The following is a 16,265-nucleotide window of genomic DNA, read 5'->3' on the forward strand; positions in this document are numbered from 1 at the left end:
CCCGCTCTTTATTTGTAGGAATGGAGCCCACTTACCTTCTTTTGCTCGTGCTTCAAATGAATTATTGTTAAAATATTGGTATATCCTTATAGTGAATTGGGGTGAAGTATAATGGGAACAAGTTGGGAATCAACAGGAATTTCAACACGCTTTATTAACGAATTGCAAAGTTATTGTGCGAATAATGACCAAATAGAAAAAGTCGTTTTATTTGGGTCGCGAGCAAGAGGTGACTTTCAGAGTTCTTCTGATATCGATTTGGCTTTCTTTACTATAAATAGCTCTCATTCTCAACAGAACCTAATCGCACAATTCATAGATGAACTTCCCACCCCATTAAAAATTGATGTGGCTTTTATGGATCGGCTATCTAAAGAAAAGATGATCTTTAATATACAAAAAGAGGGAGTGGTTATTTATGAACAAGGAAAGGCTCTACGAGAAGCTTGGTGATTACAAACGCGCGAGCAACAAGCTGGATGAAGCGACGAAAATTCAATTAGATTATGATATTATTTACGACGCGGTTATTAAGAGATTTGAATTCACCTATGAATTAAGCTGGAAGTTAATGAAAAGGTATTTGCAATATACGGGAATTAGTGAACTCAAAAGTCCGAGGGCAACCATAAGAGAAGCATATGCCTACGGGTTAATTGATGACGGGGAACAATGGATTGATATGATGGAAGACCGTAATAAAACTTCCCATCTCTATGATGAAGAGGAAGCCAGACTGATTTATGAAAAAGTGAAAAATACCTACAGCCATCTTTTGTCTAACCTGGGTAGTACTTTGGAAGAAGAATTGAAAAAGATAAGATAGAAGAAAGCGTACTCTTGAAATCAGATCGGATTGTATGGGGGGATGTTAATGATCGATACAATTATATTAATTGGCCCTATTTGTGCCGGTAAGAGTACAGTAGGAAAAGCCATCTCTGACAGATTAGGGGTCCCTCAACGGCCCATGGATGACTTACGGTTTGATTATTATAGGGAAATCGGTTTCAACAAGAAAAAACAAGATAAGATACTTGAGAATGACGGCTATAAAGCTATGTATAAGTATTGGAAGCCATTTGAGGCTCACGCTGTTAAAAGAGTATTGGAAGATTACCCAGACCATGTTCATGATTTCGGTGCAGGACATTCTGTTTATGAAGATGAACATTTATTGAAAGAAGTAAAGGCTGTTTTAGATAGATATAAAAATGTTTTTTTGTTACTGCCAAGCCAAAATGAACAAGAGTCGATAAGTATTTTACATGAAAGGCTTAAGGATGTTACTGCGAATAATGCCGTGTATGAGCTAAATGAGCACTTTGTTAAACACAAGTCTAATAAGCTGTTAGCAAAGCATGTTATCTATACAAAAGGAAGATCTATTAAGGATATTGCTGAAGAAATAATTGAAGTATCAACTAATGATTTTTAACAAATAGAGCGTCCGGTTTATTATTATCAACGGAATGACGGAGTAAGCCTTGTAATTTTATATTATCCGGAAGGTCAAACATCGCACCATAACCGCCAGGAAAGAAAACAGCATCGTAATCCTCTGTTGTAACCTCATCTAACGGTATCGTTTTTTCTAAATATATTTCAGCATCTAAAAGGTCCTGAGATGTATTTTCATCTATACTAGTCGGATCAAAAGGCCCTTTTCCTCCGAGCGGGCTTGCTACAGTCACCTTATAATCACGCTTCGTGAATTCATAATAAGCTTCAGCAAACTCAGAAAGCCAAACTCCTGTTTTTCCTCCTTGAAAGCTATCATGGCTTGTCACCACTATTAATACGGATTTATTTTTGGTCATTATTATTTCTTCCTCGTTCCAGGATGTCTTTCAAATTTGCTCATGCTTTCCCTGGAGCTACCTTCATTATACAAAATGTAAAATTGAATGTAAGTACGCACTTTTGTAACACATACTGTCGAAAAGGATAGTGTTAATAGGGTTTTATGAAGCTCCACCTAAAAAATCACGCTCCTTCAAATGTTTAAAGGAGCGTGTTCGCAAATTCTTATAGCACTTAACGATAATTTATGCTTCAAATTCCTTAATCCTGGCATCCGGGTTTAAAACTTTTTCTGAGTCAAACGCTGCTAACGGCGTTCCATTTTTGACTTTGCTGACCCAATCATGGTTAGCCAGGGCGCCTTTACCTAAGGTAACCACTTCCGCTTCTCCACTTTCAATGATTTCCGCAGCTTTTTCTGGACCCTCTAAATGCCCGTTGGCGATGACGGGAACATTTCCGTATTTTTTTGCGAGAGAGGCCAGTGAGGGTCCATTTGTATCGAACGCTGGCTCCCATGCTTTGTGTTCCGTGACATGGATATAGTCAACATTAGCTTTTCCTAATTGACCAAAGATGATTTCAGCGTCCTGTTCTTTTCCTGCCCACTTGTGTGAGAAATCATTTACTTTCGCCTGGGAAATCCGAATGCCAATGGTGAATTCATCCCCGACAGCTTCCCGAATTGCTTTAGCTATTTCAGATGATAAACGGACTCGGTTTTCTGTGGAGCCGCCGTATTCATCTTTGCGCTGATTCGTATAATCAGTAAGGAATCCATCAAGTAAATAACCATTGGCACCATGGAGTTCAATTCCATCAAACCCAACCGATTGAGCATGTTTAGCAGCATGAACAAAACTGATTATAACCTCTTGGATCTCTTCTTTTGCCGCTTCTCTTGGAGTCTGGAATTGACCTTCGCCTAAATACATTGCCAATTGTTCCCCTTTTGGCTGAACAGCAGATGGAGCAATCGTTTCCCCGGCAAAACGGTTTCCTTGAGAAAGGGCACCCGAATGCTGTAATTGCATAAAGATTTTTGCTCCTGCTTGATGAACCGAATCTACAACTTTCTTCCATCCCTCCACTTGTTCATCATAAACGATGCCCGGTTGATGAGGATATGTTTGACTATATTTGTCATCAATATAATTTCCCTCCGTAATGATCAACCCAAATCCGCCTTGAGCAAAAGACGTGTAGTACGATACCATCTGATCGGTTGCCAATCCTTCAAATGTCGCGCTGATACGTGTCATGGGTGCAACCCCTACCCGGTTGTTTAATACTGTATTACCTAATTTTACAGGCTCAAATAATTTATTGGTATTTGCCATTGTAAATTTTCTCCTTTATGTCTATTTTCAACTACCTGCTGGAAATGAATACAGCCATATTGTAATTGAATACGTTTGTTTAGTAAAACAGATGAAAATATAAACCAAAAGCTTGTAACTTCCTCCCACACCGAGTATAATGCGATAGTCAAATGATACATTTCGTTGGCGGAAAAGGGGAACACACATGACGACGCAACCGTATAACAAAGTATTGATGGCTGCTCTGTTGCTGACGGGTTCATTTATCGCGATTTTGAACCAGACGCTGATGATTACAGCTATTCCTCCCATCATGGAAGAAATGAATATATCGGCGAATACAGCGCAATGGCTGACCACTGTCTTTATGCTCGTCAATGGGATCATGATACCCGTCACCGCGTTTTTAATTGAACGGTTTACTACACGCCAGCTGTTTTTAACGGCAATGAGTGTATTTGTACTTGGAACGATTGTTGGAGGGCTTGCCCCAAATTTCGCCGTATTGCTGACAGGCAGAATTATTCAATCGGCCGGAGCAGGGATAATGCTGCCACTCATGCAGACTATTTTTCTATTAATCTTCCCTTTGCATAAACGTGGGGCAGCCATGGGCTATGTCGGGCTTGTTATCTCGTTTGCGCCAGCTATTGGACCGACTTTGTCCGGCTGGGTCACGTCTAATTTGTCCTGGAGATTTTTATTCTTGCTCATTCTGCCTTTAGCTATTTTAATTATTATTATTGCTTATTTCATATTAAAAAATGTTACCGAGCTTACGTATCCGAAACTCGATATTCCATCGATTATCTTATCTTCCATCGGCTTTGGCGGGCTGCTGTTTGGCTTTTCCAGTGCCGGAAATTATGGGTGGGACAGCTGGATAACTATTGTCACGCTTGCCGTTGGTGCCATTTCCCTGACCATCTTTATTCTAAGACAATTAAGCATGCACCAGCCGATGCTGGAATTCCGGGTATTCAAATTCCGCACCTTTACCATTGCAACCATCATCGGCATGATCACGTTCCTTGGCTTGATCGGCACGGAAACGTTAATTCCGCTTTATATGCAGAATATGAGAGATTTCACAGCTGTGGAATCCGGTCTGGTTCTTCTTCCTGGGGCGATCATCTCCGGATTAATGTCGCCGATTACCGGGCGAATCTTTGACCGGGTTGGCGCCCGCTGGCTGGCGATTATCGGCTTGGTTATTATGACTGGTTCTACCTTGGCCTTTGGCTTCCTGGGCACCACTACGACGCTCACGTTCCTGATCGTTATGTATGCGATTCGCATGTTTGGCTTTTCGATGGTGATGATGCCTGTCACGACAGCAGGTTTGAATCAATTGCCGAGAAAATTGATCCCTCACGGTGCGGCGATGAATAATACGATGCGGCAGGTTTCAGCATCCGTCGGGACTGCCATCCTCGTTGCAGTGATGACGATGACGGCACAAAGCTCCCAGCAAAATCCTCAGGTCGCAAATCCTGACATTCACGGAGCAAACGTAGCTTTTTGGGTGATTGCTGTTTTATCGCTGATTGGAATTATCTTATCTATGTTTCTTAAAAAGACTTATCCTGCTGATGAGGAAATTGAAGCAGCGGAAACAGATGATAGGAAAAGAGCGGAAAATATGTAATAGCAGAGGGAGATATTCCGTTTTCCAGTGCGTTGCGGACAAACAAGGGGGATAAAATTGTCGTTGCAATAGAAATATACATGAGAAGAAAAGGACCAGAATGTTTAGGGAAGTAGATTTAATGGAATGAGATGATAAAGGAGGGCACACACATTGGCACGTTTACAAGATAAAGTTGCGATCATCACCGGTGCAGCCAGCGGTATTGGTTTAGGAAATGCAAAGCTCTTTGCAAAAGAAGGAGCGAAAGTTGTTGCCACTGATGTCCAACATGATCTTTTAACAGAAGAAGCAAAGAAGATTAGTGAGAGCGGAGGAGAAATCACTGCTCTTTACTTAGACGTCACTTCAGAAAATCAGTGGAAGGAAGTTGTTCAGAAAACAGTGGAGACCTATGGACAGATTGATGTCCTCGTGAACAATGCAGGCATCCATATCCCAAATAAAATCTTAGAAACTTCATTGGATGAATGGCACAACGTATTAAATGTAAACACAACGGGCATCTTTCTCGGCATGCGCGAAGTCATTCCTGAAATGCAAAAGGCTGGCAAGGGTTCCGTGATTAATATCGCATCGCTTGCAGCATTGACAGCTACAGGAGCGGCAAGTGGAAATGGGACAGCTTACAGCGCGTCAAAAGGAGCGGTACGTTCATTAACCAAACACGTTGCAGCACATTTTGCAAACGAAAAAATTCGCGTGAATAGTATCTTCCCTGGTCCTATTAAAACACCAATTATGGGTGATCGGCAGGCAACGATCGCTGAAAGAAACAAAGACGTCGTTCCCCTTCCTCCGCATTATGGAGAAGCGAGTGATATTGCATATGCAGCACTATATTACGCTTCAGAAGAATCCCGGTTTGTCACTGGAGATGAAACGGTTATTGATGGTGGATCGGTTATATAATCGTTTTGAATAGCAGGGCTTATACGACAGAAGAAGTCATCGAAATGATTGATCAGGAAACAAGCTAATACCTTGTGTAGAATAAAGCTTACAGAGGGAGGTTTACTCCCGCCGCAAGCTTTTTCCTTTGCCTAAGCCTTATTCATAAATCCCCACTTGTTCAAACCCGTCTGCAGCAGCTAATGCTTCCTCACTGCCCTCGCCGTAAATATCCTCTGCAGACTGTACAATAGCCAGTCTTGCATCACTGAAATCAGAGGTTTCCGTCAGATAGGTTACAAGGGCTCGATAATAAATTTGCCCCAGCTTGTCTTTTCCAATTTGCTCACCGGTAATATATGCCGCGTGATTGATAATGGAGGAATTAATATGAACCCCGCCATTGTCCAGGTACCCCGGCAGGTCATAAAATTCATCCATGTGTGAAGGGTACATTCCTTCTCCGTTGCCATATGGAATATACTCTTCATCTACTGGATATTTGTCAGGGTCGCTCAGGCTGCGAAGGGAAGTCCTTCCATCTGCTTTTGCCCCGGGTCCCATGATATCCTCGCCAACTTCCCAATCATCCTCATCCACCAATGCGCCAAAAATATCTGCAAATGCTTCATTCAATGCGCCGGGTTGGAACCGGTATACCAAGTTGGCTGTATTGGTAATTACTCCATGTGTCATTTCATGGGCAGCCACATCCAAACCTGCGGATAGTGGAATCATAAAGTCGCCATCTCCATTACCATACGTCATATGGCGGCCGTTCCAGAAGGCATTGTTGTAGTCCGTGCCAAAGTTGACATAGGAGATGATGGCCATTCCTTCATCATCCAGCGAGTTGCGATCATGTTCAGTCAGGAAGTAATCATACACCTGCTCTGAATTATAGTGCGCACTGACTGCCGGACGATGGTATTCTTTCATCCAGGAAGCACTGTTATTTACCGCAATTTCACCGGTATTGGAATCGTAGGTGTAAATTCCTTCCAGTCCTTCATGTGAATTATCAGCCAAAACAAACTCGGCTCCCTGCCGTGGCGCCTTTATTTTCGTGGTGTGAAGATGCATGTGATCCCCCAGCACGCCTTTCCCCACACTTTTATGAAATTGCCCTTCCTCTCCGACATGTGCGATGGTGTTATATTGATCGATCACTTCGCCATTTTTTGCATCAATATAAACAAACCAGTTGCCGGGGTTTTCACCCAAGAAGGTAACATTCACCTTATAAGCAAGGTGGTTTTCCCCCTCGAAAGGATAAATAACCAGTTCGCTTACAGGATCATATTTCATATTCACCGGGGCAGTCACAGCTGATTTTGCTGCTAGTATAGCCTTTTCAACGTTCAGGGTCGGATTTGTATTGATGGATGCTGATTCTATTTTCCGATTGTGATTGCCGTTCACCGTAACAACTTCATTATTTTCGTTAAAGTGTACGATTACCTCTGTACCTTCAACTGGCACGCCGCTTTTCGTCTGGTTGAAACGCACATGCGTCATTCCCAGATCATCCTTTTGAACATCGGTGACCTTTAGATTTTCATCCACATTCTGAATGCCGGTTTGCCGTTCATTGTTCTCCAGGTAATCCTTTGCATTTGCGGCATTACTGCTTGGGTGTTTTTCCGCAAACTTTTCTTTAACGAAAATGGGAGCGTTTGCATTCTTGTTCCATACTTTCCCTGTTTGAACGGATGCCGATTTGGGATTGTCTGAAATGGCCGCTGCATCACTTACAGAAAATGAACCCACTACTAAGGCTGAGGACAAAATAGCTGATACTGCCAGATGCTTTTTCTTCATCATTACCCCTCCTATTAAATTTGATAGTAATAGTATAGATTACTAGACTTAAAATGACATGATTAATTGGAACGATTTTAATTTTCAAAAATATAGGCCGGATATACTGCTAAAATAAAGAGAAAGGTTAAAAAGGGCTATGGTTTATGCAGGGCTTTGGGAGGGTCGGGCTGGTTTTCGCTGTTTATGGGGAGATGGGGGAGTCGAAAGTAGCGTATGTGCTTGGGGATATATCTTAGCTGGCTTTCGTCAATAAATTTAAGTTTTATAATGACCATAGATGATATATAATGGTATTAATAGGAATAAGTTTTGTGAGAGGCTTTTCCGGACATAATTGGTAAAATGAAAACAAAGTAAAAAAGATGCCACCCGGCAGATAATATCATATCTTAATTTAAGGAGCTAACTGCTCTAACCCAGGGAGGGATAAAAATGAAGTTAATTATTGCGGTTATTCAGGACAAAGACTCCAACCGGCTCGTCGATGCGCTGGGAGAAGATAATTTCAAGACAACCAAGCTGGCGACGACCGGCGGATTCTTGAAAGAAGGCAATACGACCTTGATGATCGGTTGTGAGGACCAGTATGTCGATGAGGCACTTGAGATCATTCGCGACAATTGCTCACACCGGGATCAAATGGTTGCACCGATTTCCCCGATGGGCGGCAATGCGGATTCCTATATTCCGCGTCCAGTCAAGGTAGAAGTTGGCGGAGCAACTGTATTTATCCTGCCAATCGAGTCGTTTTACCAGTTTTAAACAGGACGCCAGCGGGCAGAAGCTGCCGGTAATAATAAGGATTTAACAAGCGGCAGCTTTTGCATATGGCAGAAGGAGACGCTAGAAAGGGGACGAAGCGGATGAAAATCAGCCATGAGATGCAAACACAAACGGAGGCCAAATTTACCCGGCCGGTCCAAGCAGACAAAGCTGCTTTTCAGGAAACGCTTCAGTCTCAGTCCAAGCATCTGAAACAGCAGGAAGTCCAGGAACTAATGCGCCATATTACCATGCAGGGCGAAAGATTAGCCCGCTTCCGCAGTTTTCGCGATCTGGCAAAGTTCAAACGGCTGGTTAAAGGCTTTCTGCAGGAGACGGTGACAGATGGGCTTCATTTGAAAAAGTCCCATCATTTTGGCATGAATGGAGATGCTCAAGCGTTGGCCATTGTAAAAGAAGTGGACGAGAAGCTGCTGGAATTAACCGAAGCAATGATGAATCAGGAGAAGAAAGCAGTGAACATCCTTGGCCTCATTGGAGAGATCAAGGGCTTGCTGATTAACTTATATACATGAGGGCGGATGAGGATGCAGACATGGGACGAAGTGGCGCACGTGCAGCCGCTCGCAGGCAAAATTATTACTAACAGCATAAAAAAAAACCGTATGTCCCATGCCTACCTGCTGCAAGGCGGGCGGGGCACCGGAAAAGAAGCGATTGCTCTTTTGATCGCCAAGGGTCTGTTTTGTGAGAATCCTCAAGGGGTGGAGCCGTGTCTTCGGTGCAGTGCCTGCAAGCGGATTGAATCAGGCAACCATCCGGATGTGCACTGGCTCGAGCCTGAAGGGCAGTCGATTAAAATCGATCAGATCCGCCATCTGCAAAAGGAGTTTACCTACTCCGGACTGGAATCCGAGCAGAAGGTGTATGTCATTAAGGGAGCCGATACGCTGACAGCCAATGCAGCCAACCGGATTCTCAAGTTTTTGGAGGAGCCAAGCCGGCAGACCACCGCGATCATGCTGACAGAGAACAGCCAGGCGATCCTCCCGACCATCCGTTCACGCTGTCAGGTCATTGACCTCAAACCGCTTGACCCGGGTTCACTAAAGCAGCGTCTGCAGGAAGAAGGCATGGCCAAGCAGCAGGCTGTGTTCATGAGTGCATGGACCAATAATCTCGATGAAGCACTGGCGCTGAACAACAATGAGTGGTTTGCCACAGCAAAGAAATTAGTGGTACAATTGACAGAAGTGCTCATCCAAAACCCGAATGATGTTTATCTCTTTTTACATAATCATTGGGTAGGGCATTTTAAGGAAAAAGATGAGCAGGAGCAGGGACTGGATTTGCTGCTTCTCGCTTTTAAAGATATGCTTTATTACCATATTGGAGAGGAGAGCCAGCAGGTCTTCTTCCCTCCCGGTGAGGAGCTTGTAGAAAAAGCCGCGATGACTTTTTCCCGCGAGCAGCTGGTGGAGGTGCTGAATGCCGTGCTGCTGGCAAAACGAAAAATAAAGCAGAACGTTCATCCAACACTGGTAATGGAACAACTGGTACTTCAAATACAGGGGTGATATTTTGCTGGAAGTAATAGGTGTCCGCTTTAAAAAAGCGGGTAAAATATATTATTTTGACCCGGCTGATTTCTACATCACGACGGAGGACTATGTGATTGTAGAGACGGTCCGCGGCGTGGAGTTTGGAAAAGTCGTGCTTACCGAAAAACAGGTGGATGAAGAGGATGTGGTTCTTCCGCTGAAGAAAGTGATTCGTGTGGCGAATGACACGGATAAGCGCACCGTCGTGGAGAATCAGGAACAGGCAGAAAAGGCTTTTGAGGTAGGTGTGCGGAAAATCAGCGATCACAAGCTGGAGATGAATCTCGTAGAAGTAGAGTACACATTTGATCGCAACAAAATTATCTTTTACTTTACTTCGGACGGCCGGGTGGATTTTCGAACGCTCGTCAAAGATCTCGCTGCCCAGTTCAAAACACGGATTGAACTGCGCCAGATTGGTGTTCGCGATGAGGCGAAGATGCTTGGCGGGATTGGACCGTGCGGCAGAATGCTTTGCTGCTCTACCTTTCTCGGTGACTTTGAGCCAGTATCAATCAAGATGGCCAAGGATCAAAATCTGTCGCTGAACCCGGCAAAAATTTCCGGATTATGCGGACGGCTGATGTGCTGCCTCAAGTACGAGAATGATGATTACGAGACTGCCAAGCGGGAGCTGCCGGACATCGGGCAAGCAATGAAAACCCCGTACGGTCGGGGAAAAGTTGTCGGGCTGAACATCCTGGAACGCCTCGTCCAAATCGAAATGCCGGAAAGCGACCGCATCGTGGAATATACGTTAGATGAATTAATTGATGAGGGGATTTTAGCGAAAGCCACGGAATGATGAGGTGAGCAGTGGTGAACAACAGACAAATTTTTGACCAGGTATCCGACATGGAGCAGCGGATCGGTAAATTGTATGAACAGCTGGGTGATTTGAAAGGCCAGTTGAGCAGCGTGCTGGAAGAAAATCACCGGCTTGCCATGGAGAATCATCATTTGCGCAGCCATTTGGATCAGCCGGAAGAAACGGATGAAGCGGAGCGGGATAAACCTGCGGCGGCAAAGCATACAATTCCCGGTGAGGGGCGGGATAACCTGGCCAGATTGTACGAGGAGGGCTTCCATATTTGCAACATGGAATTCGGAAGCCCGAGGCAGAACGGTGACTGCATGTTTTGCCTCGATTTTTTAAACAAAGCGAAATAATTTAAGGACAGCAGCTGTCTCCACTATGGGGCAGCTTTTGTTGCATAAACGCATAATTAACGATAAGGTGAGTTTTGAAAAGTGAGGAACGATGGATGATGGAACTGTATGATGATGAACGAATTGATAATTTACTGGCAGATGCGAGCATAAAAATTATTCAAAGTCCGAGCGTCTTTTCTTTTTCCCTGGATGCCGTGCTGCTGGCGAATTTTACAAACGTGCCGGTGAAGCGCGGCGCCATTTTGGATCTGTGCACTGGTAATGGGGCAATTCCGCTTCTTTTGTCCAAGCGAACGAATGCGACGATTACCGGGGTGGAGATTCAGGAGAGGATTGTCGGAATGGCGAGAAGGAATGTAGCGATGAATGATCTCACGTGTCAGATCAACCTGATTCACGGAGATTTAAAGGAAATGGGTGCTGTGCTGGGCCATAGCGGTTTTGATGTGGTGACATGCAATCCGCCGTATTTCCGAACCCCTTCAGCAAGGGAACAGAACCACAATGATTATTTGACGATTGCCCGCCATGAAGTATTATGTACGCTGGAGGATGTGGTGCAGGCCTGCAAGCTGCATGCGAAGCCCGGCGGCAAGGTGGCGATGGTGCACCGGCCCGGCCGGCTTGTTGATATCATTACCCTTTTTCGCAAATATAGGCTGGAACCGAAGCGCCTAAGGTTTGTTTATCCAAGAGACGGGAAAGAAGCCAACATGCTGCTGATAGAAGCGGCGCGGGACGGCAAGGCAGATTTGAAAATTTTGCCGCCACTCTATATTTATCAGGCGGATGGCAGCTATTCCAAGGAAGCAGAGGAAATCATTTATGGCTGAGCAGGAGCATATGGTTTACATGCTGCGATGCGGAGATAATACGTTGTATACAGGCTATACCAATGACATGGAGAACCGTCTGGCCATGCACCAGGAAGGAAAAGGCGCCAAGTACACCAGAGGACGGGGGCCGTTTCAGGTCGTCTACATAGAGAAGTTTTCCACGAAATCCGAGGCGCAGAAGAGGGAATACTGGATCAAGAAACTCCCACGAAAAGCGAAAGTCGCCCTGATCCGGGAGCAGCTGAAAGAAGTGATGGCAAATGAACATACAAAAAAGTTTTGAAGATGAGACGAGTGCGGTGCTCTATGTGGTGCCGACACCAATCGGCAATTTGGAGGATATCACCTACCGCGCGCTGAATGTGCTGAAGAATGTGGCGGTCATTGCGGCAGAGGATACCCGCAATACAAAGAATCTGCTGCATTATTTTGAGATGACCACACCGCTTGTCAGTTATCATGAGCATAATAAACGGGGACGGGAAGCGGATCTCATGAAGCGGCTGGACGGCGGTGATTCGGTTGCGATTGTCAGCGATGCCGGTATGCCGGCGATTTCCGATCCGGGTTATGAACTGGTCCAGGCAGCGATTGAGCGGGAGTACCGGGTAGTTGTGCTGCCGGGAGCAAATGCGGCGTTATGCGCACTGGTCGGTTCCGGACTGCCGGCAGATGCGTTTTATTTTTATGGATTTTTACCGCGGAAAAAGAAAGAGCGCACCGAAGAGCTGGAGCGGCTTGAGCCATATCAGGCCACGCTTTTGTTTTATGAATCACCATATCGGATAAAAGAGACATTGAAAGCGCTCCAGGCATCATTTGGCAACCGCCGCGCCGCCATTGCCAGGGAGCTGACCAAGCGATTCGAGGAATATGTGAGAGGTACGCTGGGCGAGCTGCTGGAATGGGCGGAACAAAAGGAAATGAAAGGCGAATTTTGTCTGGTGGTAGAAGGAAATGCAGAAGCGCCGCAGGATTCCACGGCATTGTGGTGGAGTTCACTGTCGGTGAAAGAGCATGTGGAATATTATATAGAGGAAAGTGAGATGCCGAGCAAAGCTGCCATCAAGCAGGTAGCTGCAGACAGAAAACTGTCTAAGCGGGAAGTTTATCAGGTGTTTCATGTGGGGGATGAGTAGTGGTGAGAGTTTGATCAAAGCAAGTCAGCGTAACTTACAATAGGTGGAATGGTCTTTCAAATCGAATGGGAGGAATAAGTACCATTCTGGTGATTAACTTCAGGCGGCTTCCTCCCATGTCAGTATGAGGGGGAGCCGTCTGTTGAATTAGGGGTTAGAATCTCAATCTCACTTGGTCAAATCAAAACTCTGCTCTATCAAATTATAAACCTTCCCATCTGGATCGATTCGCTTTAAAACAAGTGAAATCCAATGTTCCTTGTCCATATGATAGCCAGGTAAAATGTTTATTCCATCTCTTAAACTGTCAGCTATTTCAGGAGGACACTTCAGGTTCAGAATATCGATTTCCTCTTTTCCATGTAACCCCAATTTCTCTGGAAGGACATTCATCACAAGTCCGTACCATTTCTCGTTAGACCGATGTCGCAAAGCAGCGAAGTTTGAAAAATCCTTAAATGGGTAATCAGGTGATGTGCCGTATGTTTCTTTGACATGCTTGAAAATATCTTCTCTTGTTAACATGCTGAATTCCTCCAACTGGTCATTTCGCATAGGATAAAATTTACCTTTGTTTTTCTTTACCTCCATTTTCTTCGTGCTAAACGAGCCATTTAGAATAAAAAACAGGCAGAAAAGAAACGAAATGTTTCTCTCCTGCCCACTGTTCATTAATATTTATACGATTGCCCGCCATCAATTGGAATAACGGCAGCGTTGATGAATCCGGATTCATCGGATAACAGGAAGGAGACGAGATTGCCAACTTCCTCAGGCTTTCCAAAACGTTTCATTGGATTCGTACTGACGAAATCTTTTCCTGCTTCTTCCCAATTATCTTCTCCGCCAAGTTGTTTTAATGAGGCTTCAACCATCGGTGTCATGATCGCACCAGGCGCAATCGCTTTGATGCTAATGCCATATTGTCCGTACTCGACCCCGGAATTTCTAGTCAGTCCGACAACCCCATGCTTACTGGCGGCATATCCTGATTGATTGCCGACACCGCGGATTCCGCCGACAGATGCTGTATTGACAACCGAGCCAGATCCTTGTTTTTTCATGACCTCCAGGACATATTTCATCCCGTAGAACACGCCGTTCAGGTTGATATTGACTACCTTTTGGAATTCGTCGCTGCCATAGTCCTCGGTGAGATTTTGCTTTCCTTCAATCCCGGCATTGTTGAAAAAGCCATCGATTCTGTCATATGTTTGAACCGTCTGATCGACATAGTTTTTAACCGCTTCTTCATTAGATACATCAGCTGTGAGCAATAATACTTCAGCTTCGGGAACTGTATCCTGTACCTTTTTCTTTGTCTCTTCCAGACCTTGTTCATTCAGGTCAACCAGGGCTAATTTTGCCCCTTCTTTCGCTGCCTGCAGTGCAGCAGCCTGTCCCAAACCGGAACCGCCGCCTGTAATTAAAACCACTTTATTGTCTAATCTTCCCATATTGAATGACCTCCAGTGTTGTAGTTTGGTAAATTATCCTTAATTAAAATATATTTAATTGGGATAATATAAATTAATTATAAACCTTCTTTTAAGTATTATTCAAGGAATCTGCTTTTATCATTTACGTTTTATAAATAAAAAACCCATTTTGAAAAGATTTTTTTCAAAATGGGTTTTTTTCCTTAAACCTGTTCGCTATTATTCCCAAGCTCAATCCCGGACATGATAAAAGGAACCGCTGATTTGATAAATTCCTCCGGCGGTACTTCCTTGCCATTTCTGCTCCATTCCACAGAAGCTCCGTAAATTCCCCAGCTTAATAGGACAGCCATAACCTTTAGAGCTTGCTTTTCATCACTTGAACGTTGTTTTAGCAACATTTCATAAAAGATGAATTCCAGCTGTTCCCTAATAATCCTGGCAATGGTATCTTCGTATCCTCTGTGACAGCGGTTAGATAATGATTTTTGAAAATTTGTGACCGCCAGGAAGATGCTGGCCAGTGTTTCTTCATTTAATTCGTTATTTCGATAGTAATCACAATCTAAATTAACCAACAATACTTCGGATAAAGCCTTATCCAATAAGTCATATATATCTTCAAAATGATAGTAAAACGTGGCGCGATTAATCATCGCTTCGCTCGTAATATCCTTAATGGTAATATCCTTGAACTCTTTCTTTCCGGATAGTTCAATAAAGGAATCCATGATTAGTCTGCGTGTGCGTATAATTCTGGGATCCGTCTTTGTCTGAGCCACTCAAAACCCCTCCCACTTTTTAAACAGTTTCTCCAATATGTTGTATAAACAACAAATCCAATCAACTATTGGTGTTCGTGTTCTTAATTATGGACTACAATTCAATTATAAAGCAAATAGTTGAAAGCGAGAGGTGAAAAAATTGGCAAATAATAATAACTTGATTTGTGATGCAGCAACAGGTGTATGCGGTGTAGCTGGTGAGGAAGAAATGGAGGTGATTGATTTGAATCAGCCAAAGAAAACCATTGACGTGTATTATGTAACGGATCCGATTTGCTCTCACTGTTGGGCACTCGAACCAGTTCTTCGCCGTTTCACAGAACAGTACGGTGATTATTTCAACTTTCATACGGTGATGGGAGGCTTACTGGAAAAATGGCATGACGGTCCAATCGACCCTGCAAACGGGATTCATAAGCCAGCGGACGTTGCCGGTCACTGGAGAGAAGTAGGAGAACACTCCAGAATGCCAATTGACGGGAGCTTAATGATTGATAATCCGGTTCAATCCTCCTTCCCGCCTTCCCGTGTATTTAAGGTGATTCAAAAAAATCATAATGAAAGATTAGCATTCGAATATTTGCGCCGCGCAAGAGAAGCGCTGTTCGCATTTAATCAAAATATCTCAGATAAATCCGTGATGATTGACATCGTAAATGGACTTGGGCTTGATGGAGAAGCAATTGTAAATGAAGCGGAACAGCCAATCGGACAGCAATTATTGGACGAAGATTTCGGTCTTGCAGGACGTTTGGGCGCCGGAGGGTTCCCTGCCATCATCATGGTGAATGAGGAAAATAAAGGGGTAAAAATTGTTGGCGGCCGTCCGTTTGAATACTATGTCGACGGATTAAAGCAAGTTCTGAACACAGAAGAACTAGAGCCCAAACAACAACCGTCCCTTTCCAGTTTACTTGAAAAAGAAAAACTTCTATTTTCCAAAGAAATTGAAGGAATGTACGATGTGGAACAATCAGATGTTACCTCTTTTGTTGAAAAAGAACTCTTAGCCGATCAATATCAAGTGAAAGAAATCCTGGGAGAGTACTACTTTACAGTAACTAAATAAACAAAACCCAAA

The 16,265-nt window shown here is 44.0% G+C and carries 20 protein-coding genes; 14 read left to right on the forward strand and 6 right to left on the reverse strand.

The window, feature by feature from the left end; translation table 11 throughout:
• The first annotated feature begins 111 nt into the window (after window positions 1-111).
• From CEG13_RS10380 to CEG13_RS10390, 3 genes are read left to right on the forward strand one after another with little or no spacing between them, the layout of a single operon-like run.
• On the forward strand, window positions 112-453 hold the full coding sequence (locus tag CEG13_RS10380; protein ID WP_100011803.1) for a nucleotidyltransferase domain-containing protein: 342 nt from the start codon (window positions 112-114) through the stop codon (window positions 451-453).
• Entirely contained in the window at window positions 419-826 is a 408-nt protein-coding gene (locus CEG13_RS10385; protein ID WP_100011804.1) for a nucleotidyltransferase substrate binding protein, read from the forward strand. Before CEG13_RS10380 ends, CEG13_RS10385 begins: the two co-directional genes overlap by 35 nt.
• A gap of 48 nt (window positions 827-874) precedes the next feature.
• On the forward strand, window positions 875-1,438 hold the full coding sequence (locus tag CEG13_RS10390; RefSeq protein ID WP_100011805.1) for a shikimate kinase: 564 nt from the start codon (window positions 875-877) through the stop codon (window positions 1,436-1,438).
• Here the strand turns inward: CEG13_RS10390 and CEG13_RS10395 are convergent.
• Entirely contained in the window at window positions 1,425-1,820 is a 396-nt protein-coding gene (locus CEG13_RS10395) for a DJ-1/PfpI family protein (RefSeq protein WP_100011806.1), read from the reverse strand. The genes CEG13_RS10390 and CEG13_RS10395 overlap by 14 nt on opposite strands.
• A gap of 228 nt (window positions 1,821-2,048) precedes the next feature.
• Window positions 2,049-3,143 carry an oxidoreductase gene (locus CEG13_RS10400; protein WP_100011807.1) on the reverse strand — a complete coding sequence of 365 codons (1,095 nt, stop codon included), beginning with the start codon at window positions 3,141-3,143 and terminating at the stop codon, window positions 2,049-2,051.
• Window positions 3,144-3,330: 187 nt separating this feature from the next.
• Here CEG13_RS10400 and CEG13_RS10405 point away from each other — a divergent pair, with 187 nt between their 5' ends.
• Together CEG13_RS10405 and CEG13_RS10410 are read left to right on the forward strand one after the other, a co-directional pair.
• Window positions 3,331-4,773 carry an MDR family MFS transporter gene (locus CEG13_RS10405; protein WP_100011808.1) on the forward strand — a complete coding sequence of 481 codons (1,443 nt, stop codon included), beginning with the start codon at window positions 3,331-3,333 and terminating at the stop codon, window positions 4,771-4,773.
• A 153-nt stretch (window positions 4,774-4,926) separates the two neighbouring features.
• On the forward strand, window positions 4,927-5,685 hold the full coding sequence (locus CEG13_RS10410) for an SDR family NAD(P)-dependent oxidoreductase (RefSeq protein WP_100011809.1): 759 nt from the start codon (window positions 4,927-4,929) through the stop codon (window positions 5,683-5,685).
• Window positions 5,686-5,823: 138 nt separating this feature from the next.
• Here CEG13_RS10410 and CEG13_RS10415 read toward each other — a convergent pair whose 3' ends face one another.
• Entirely contained in the window at window positions 5,824-7,488 is a 1,665-nt protein-coding gene (locus CEG13_RS10415; protein ID WP_338033008.1) for a M4 family metallopeptidase, read from the reverse strand.
• A gap of 432 nt (window positions 7,489-7,920) precedes the next feature.
• Here CEG13_RS10415 and CEG13_RS10420 point away from each other — a divergent pair, with 432 nt between their 5' ends.
• From CEG13_RS10420 to rsmI, 8 genes are all read left to right on the forward strand, one after another.
• Window positions 7,921-8,250 (forward strand): cyclic-di-AMP receptor, encoded by a 330-nt coding sequence (locus CEG13_RS10420; RefSeq protein ID WP_100011811.1) that lies wholly within the window; start codon window positions 7,921-7,923, stop codon window positions 8,248-8,250.
• A 101-nt stretch (window positions 8,251-8,351) separates the two neighbouring features.
• Window positions 8,352-8,786: a YaaR family protein gene (locus CEG13_RS10425; protein WP_100011812.1), complete on the forward strand. Its 435-nt coding sequence runs from the start codon at window positions 8,352-8,354 to the stop codon at window positions 8,784-8,786.
• A 12-nt stretch (window positions 8,787-8,798) separates the two neighbouring features.
• Window positions 8,799-9,788: a DNA polymerase III subunit delta' gene (holB, locus tag CEG13_RS10430; RefSeq protein ID WP_100011813.1), complete on the forward strand. Its 990-nt coding sequence runs from the start codon at window positions 8,799-8,801 to the stop codon at window positions 9,786-9,788.
• A 4-nt stretch (window positions 9,789-9,792) separates the two neighbouring features.
• Window positions 9,793-10,617, forward strand: a complete 825-nt coding sequence (locus tag CEG13_RS10435) for a PSP1 domain-containing protein (RefSeq protein ID WP_100011814.1) — start codon at window positions 9,793-9,795, stop codon at window positions 10,615-10,617.
• Window positions 10,618-10,631: 14 nt separating this feature from the next.
• On the forward strand, window positions 10,632-10,982 hold the full coding sequence (gene yabA / locus CEG13_RS10440; RefSeq protein ID WP_100011815.1) for a DNA replication initiation control protein YabA: 351 nt from the start codon (window positions 10,632-10,634) through the stop codon (window positions 10,980-10,982).
• A 95-nt stretch (window positions 10,983-11,077) separates the two neighbouring features.
• Window positions 11,078-11,818 (forward strand): tRNA1(Val) (adenine(37)-N6)-methyltransferase, encoded by a 741-nt coding sequence (locus tag CEG13_RS10445; RefSeq protein ID WP_100011816.1) that lies wholly within the window; start codon window positions 11,078-11,080, stop codon window positions 11,816-11,818.
• Window positions 11,811-12,104, forward strand: coding sequence for a GIY-YIG nuclease family protein (locus CEG13_RS10450; protein ID WP_100011817.1), 294 nt, complete (start codon window positions 11,811-11,813; stop codon window positions 12,102-12,104). The genes CEG13_RS10445 and CEG13_RS10450 overlap by 8 nt, the downstream gene beginning before the upstream one ends.
• Window positions 12,082-12,960, forward strand: coding sequence for a 16S rRNA (cytidine(1402)-2'-O)-methyltransferase (rsmI, locus tag CEG13_RS10455; RefSeq protein WP_100011818.1), 879 nt, complete (start codon window positions 12,082-12,084; stop codon window positions 12,958-12,960). Before CEG13_RS10450 ends, rsmI begins: the two co-directional genes overlap by 23 nt.
• A gap of 168 nt (window positions 12,961-13,128) precedes the next feature.
• On the opposite strand, the gene CEG13_RS10460 is transcribed toward rsmI, so the two are convergent.
• From CEG13_RS10460 to CEG13_RS10470, 3 genes are all read right to left on the reverse strand, one after another.
• Entirely contained in the window at window positions 13,129-13,485 is a 357-nt protein-coding gene (locus CEG13_RS10460; protein WP_100011889.1) for an MmcQ/YjbR family DNA-binding protein, read from the reverse strand.
• Between the two features lie 146 nt (window positions 13,486-13,631).
• Window positions 13,632-14,417 carry an SDR family oxidoreductase gene (locus CEG13_RS10465; protein WP_100011819.1) on the reverse strand — a complete coding sequence of 262 codons (786 nt, stop codon included), beginning with the start codon at window positions 14,415-14,417 and terminating at the stop codon, window positions 13,632-13,634.
• A gap of 185 nt (window positions 14,418-14,602) precedes the next feature.
• Complete coding sequence (locus CEG13_RS10470) at window positions 14,603-15,181, reverse strand: TetR/AcrR family transcriptional regulator (RefSeq protein WP_100011820.1); 579 nt, start codon at window positions 15,179-15,181, stop codon at window positions 14,603-14,605.
• Between the two features lie 211 nt (window positions 15,182-15,392).
• Between CEG13_RS10470 and CEG13_RS10475 the strand changes: the two genes are divergently transcribed.
• Window positions 15,393-16,253, forward strand: a complete 861-nt coding sequence (locus CEG13_RS10475; protein ID WP_100011890.1) for a DsbA family protein — start codon at window positions 15,393-15,395, stop codon at window positions 16,251-16,253.
• Window positions 16,254-16,265 lie beyond the last annotated feature (12 nt).

The organism is Lentibacillus sediminis, from assembly GCF_002763455.1.
Classification (GTDB): Bacteria; Bacillota; Bacilli; order Bacillales; family Amphibacillaceae; genus Lentibacillus_D; species Lentibacillus_D sediminis_A.

What these genes read in the sequence shown, in the direction of transcription:
- CEG13_RS10395 (WP_100011806.1), bottom strand. Translation starts at nt 1,820, where the DNA reads ATGACCAAAAATAAATCCGTATTAATAGTGGTGACAAGCCATGATAGC.
- rsmI (WP_100011818.1), top strand. Translation starts at nt 12,082, where the DNA reads ATGAACATACAAAAAAGTTTTGAAGATGAGACGAGTGCGGTGCTCTAT.
- CEG13_RS10450 (WP_100011817.1), top strand. Translation starts at nt 11,811, where the DNA reads ATGGCTGAGCAGGAGCATATGGTTTACATGCTGCGATGCGGAGATAAT.
- holB (WP_100011813.1), top strand. Translation starts at nt 8,799, where the DNA reads ATGCAGACATGGGACGAAGTGGCGCACGTGCAGCCGCTCGCAGGCAAA.
- CEG13_RS10420 (WP_100011811.1), top strand. Translation starts at nt 7,921, where the DNA reads ATGAAGTTAATTATTGCGGTTATTCAGGACAAAGACTCCAACCGGCTC.
- CEG13_RS10405 (WP_100011808.1), top strand. Translation starts at nt 3,331, where the DNA reads ATGACGACGCAACCGTATAACAAAGTATTGATGGCTGCTCTGTTGCTG.
- CEG13_RS10400 (WP_100011807.1), bottom strand. Translation starts at nt 3,143, where the DNA reads ATGGCAAATACCAATAAATTATTTGAGCCTGTAAAATTAGGTAATACA.
- CEG13_RS10425 (WP_100011812.1), top strand. Translation starts at nt 8,352, where the DNA reads ATGAAAATCAGCCATGAGATGCAAACACAAACGGAGGCCAAATTTACC.
- CEG13_RS10415 (WP_338033008.1), bottom strand. Translation starts at nt 7,488, where the DNA reads ATGATGAAGAAAAAGCATCTGGCAGTATCAGCTATTTTGTCCTCAGCC.
- CEG13_RS10390 (WP_100011805.1), top strand. Translation starts at nt 875, where the DNA reads ATGATCGATACAATTATATTAATTGGCCCTATTTGTGCCGGTAAGAGT.
- CEG13_RS10465 (WP_100011819.1), bottom strand. Translation starts at nt 14,417, where the DNA reads ATGGGAAGATTAGACAATAAAGTGGTTTTAATTACAGGCGGCGGTTCC.
- CEG13_RS10445 (WP_100011816.1), top strand. Translation starts at nt 11,078, where the DNA reads ATGATGGAACTGTATGATGATGAACGAATTGATAATTTACTGGCAGAT.
- CEG13_RS10460 (WP_100011889.1), bottom strand. Translation starts at nt 13,485, where the DNA reads ATGTTAACAAGAGAAGATATTTTCAAGCATGTCAAAGAAACATACGGC.
- CEG13_RS10385 (WP_100011804.1), top strand. Translation starts at nt 419, where the DNA reads ATGAACAAGGAAAGGCTCTACGAGAAGCTTGGTGATTACAAACGCGCG.
- CEG13_RS10475 (WP_100011890.1), top strand. Translation starts at nt 15,393, where the DNA reads ATGGAGGTGATTGATTTGAATCAGCCAAAGAAAACCATTGACGTGTAT.
- CEG13_RS10380 (WP_100011803.1), top strand. Translation starts at nt 112, where the DNA reads ATGGGAACAAGTTGGGAATCAACAGGAATTTCAACACGCTTTATTAAC.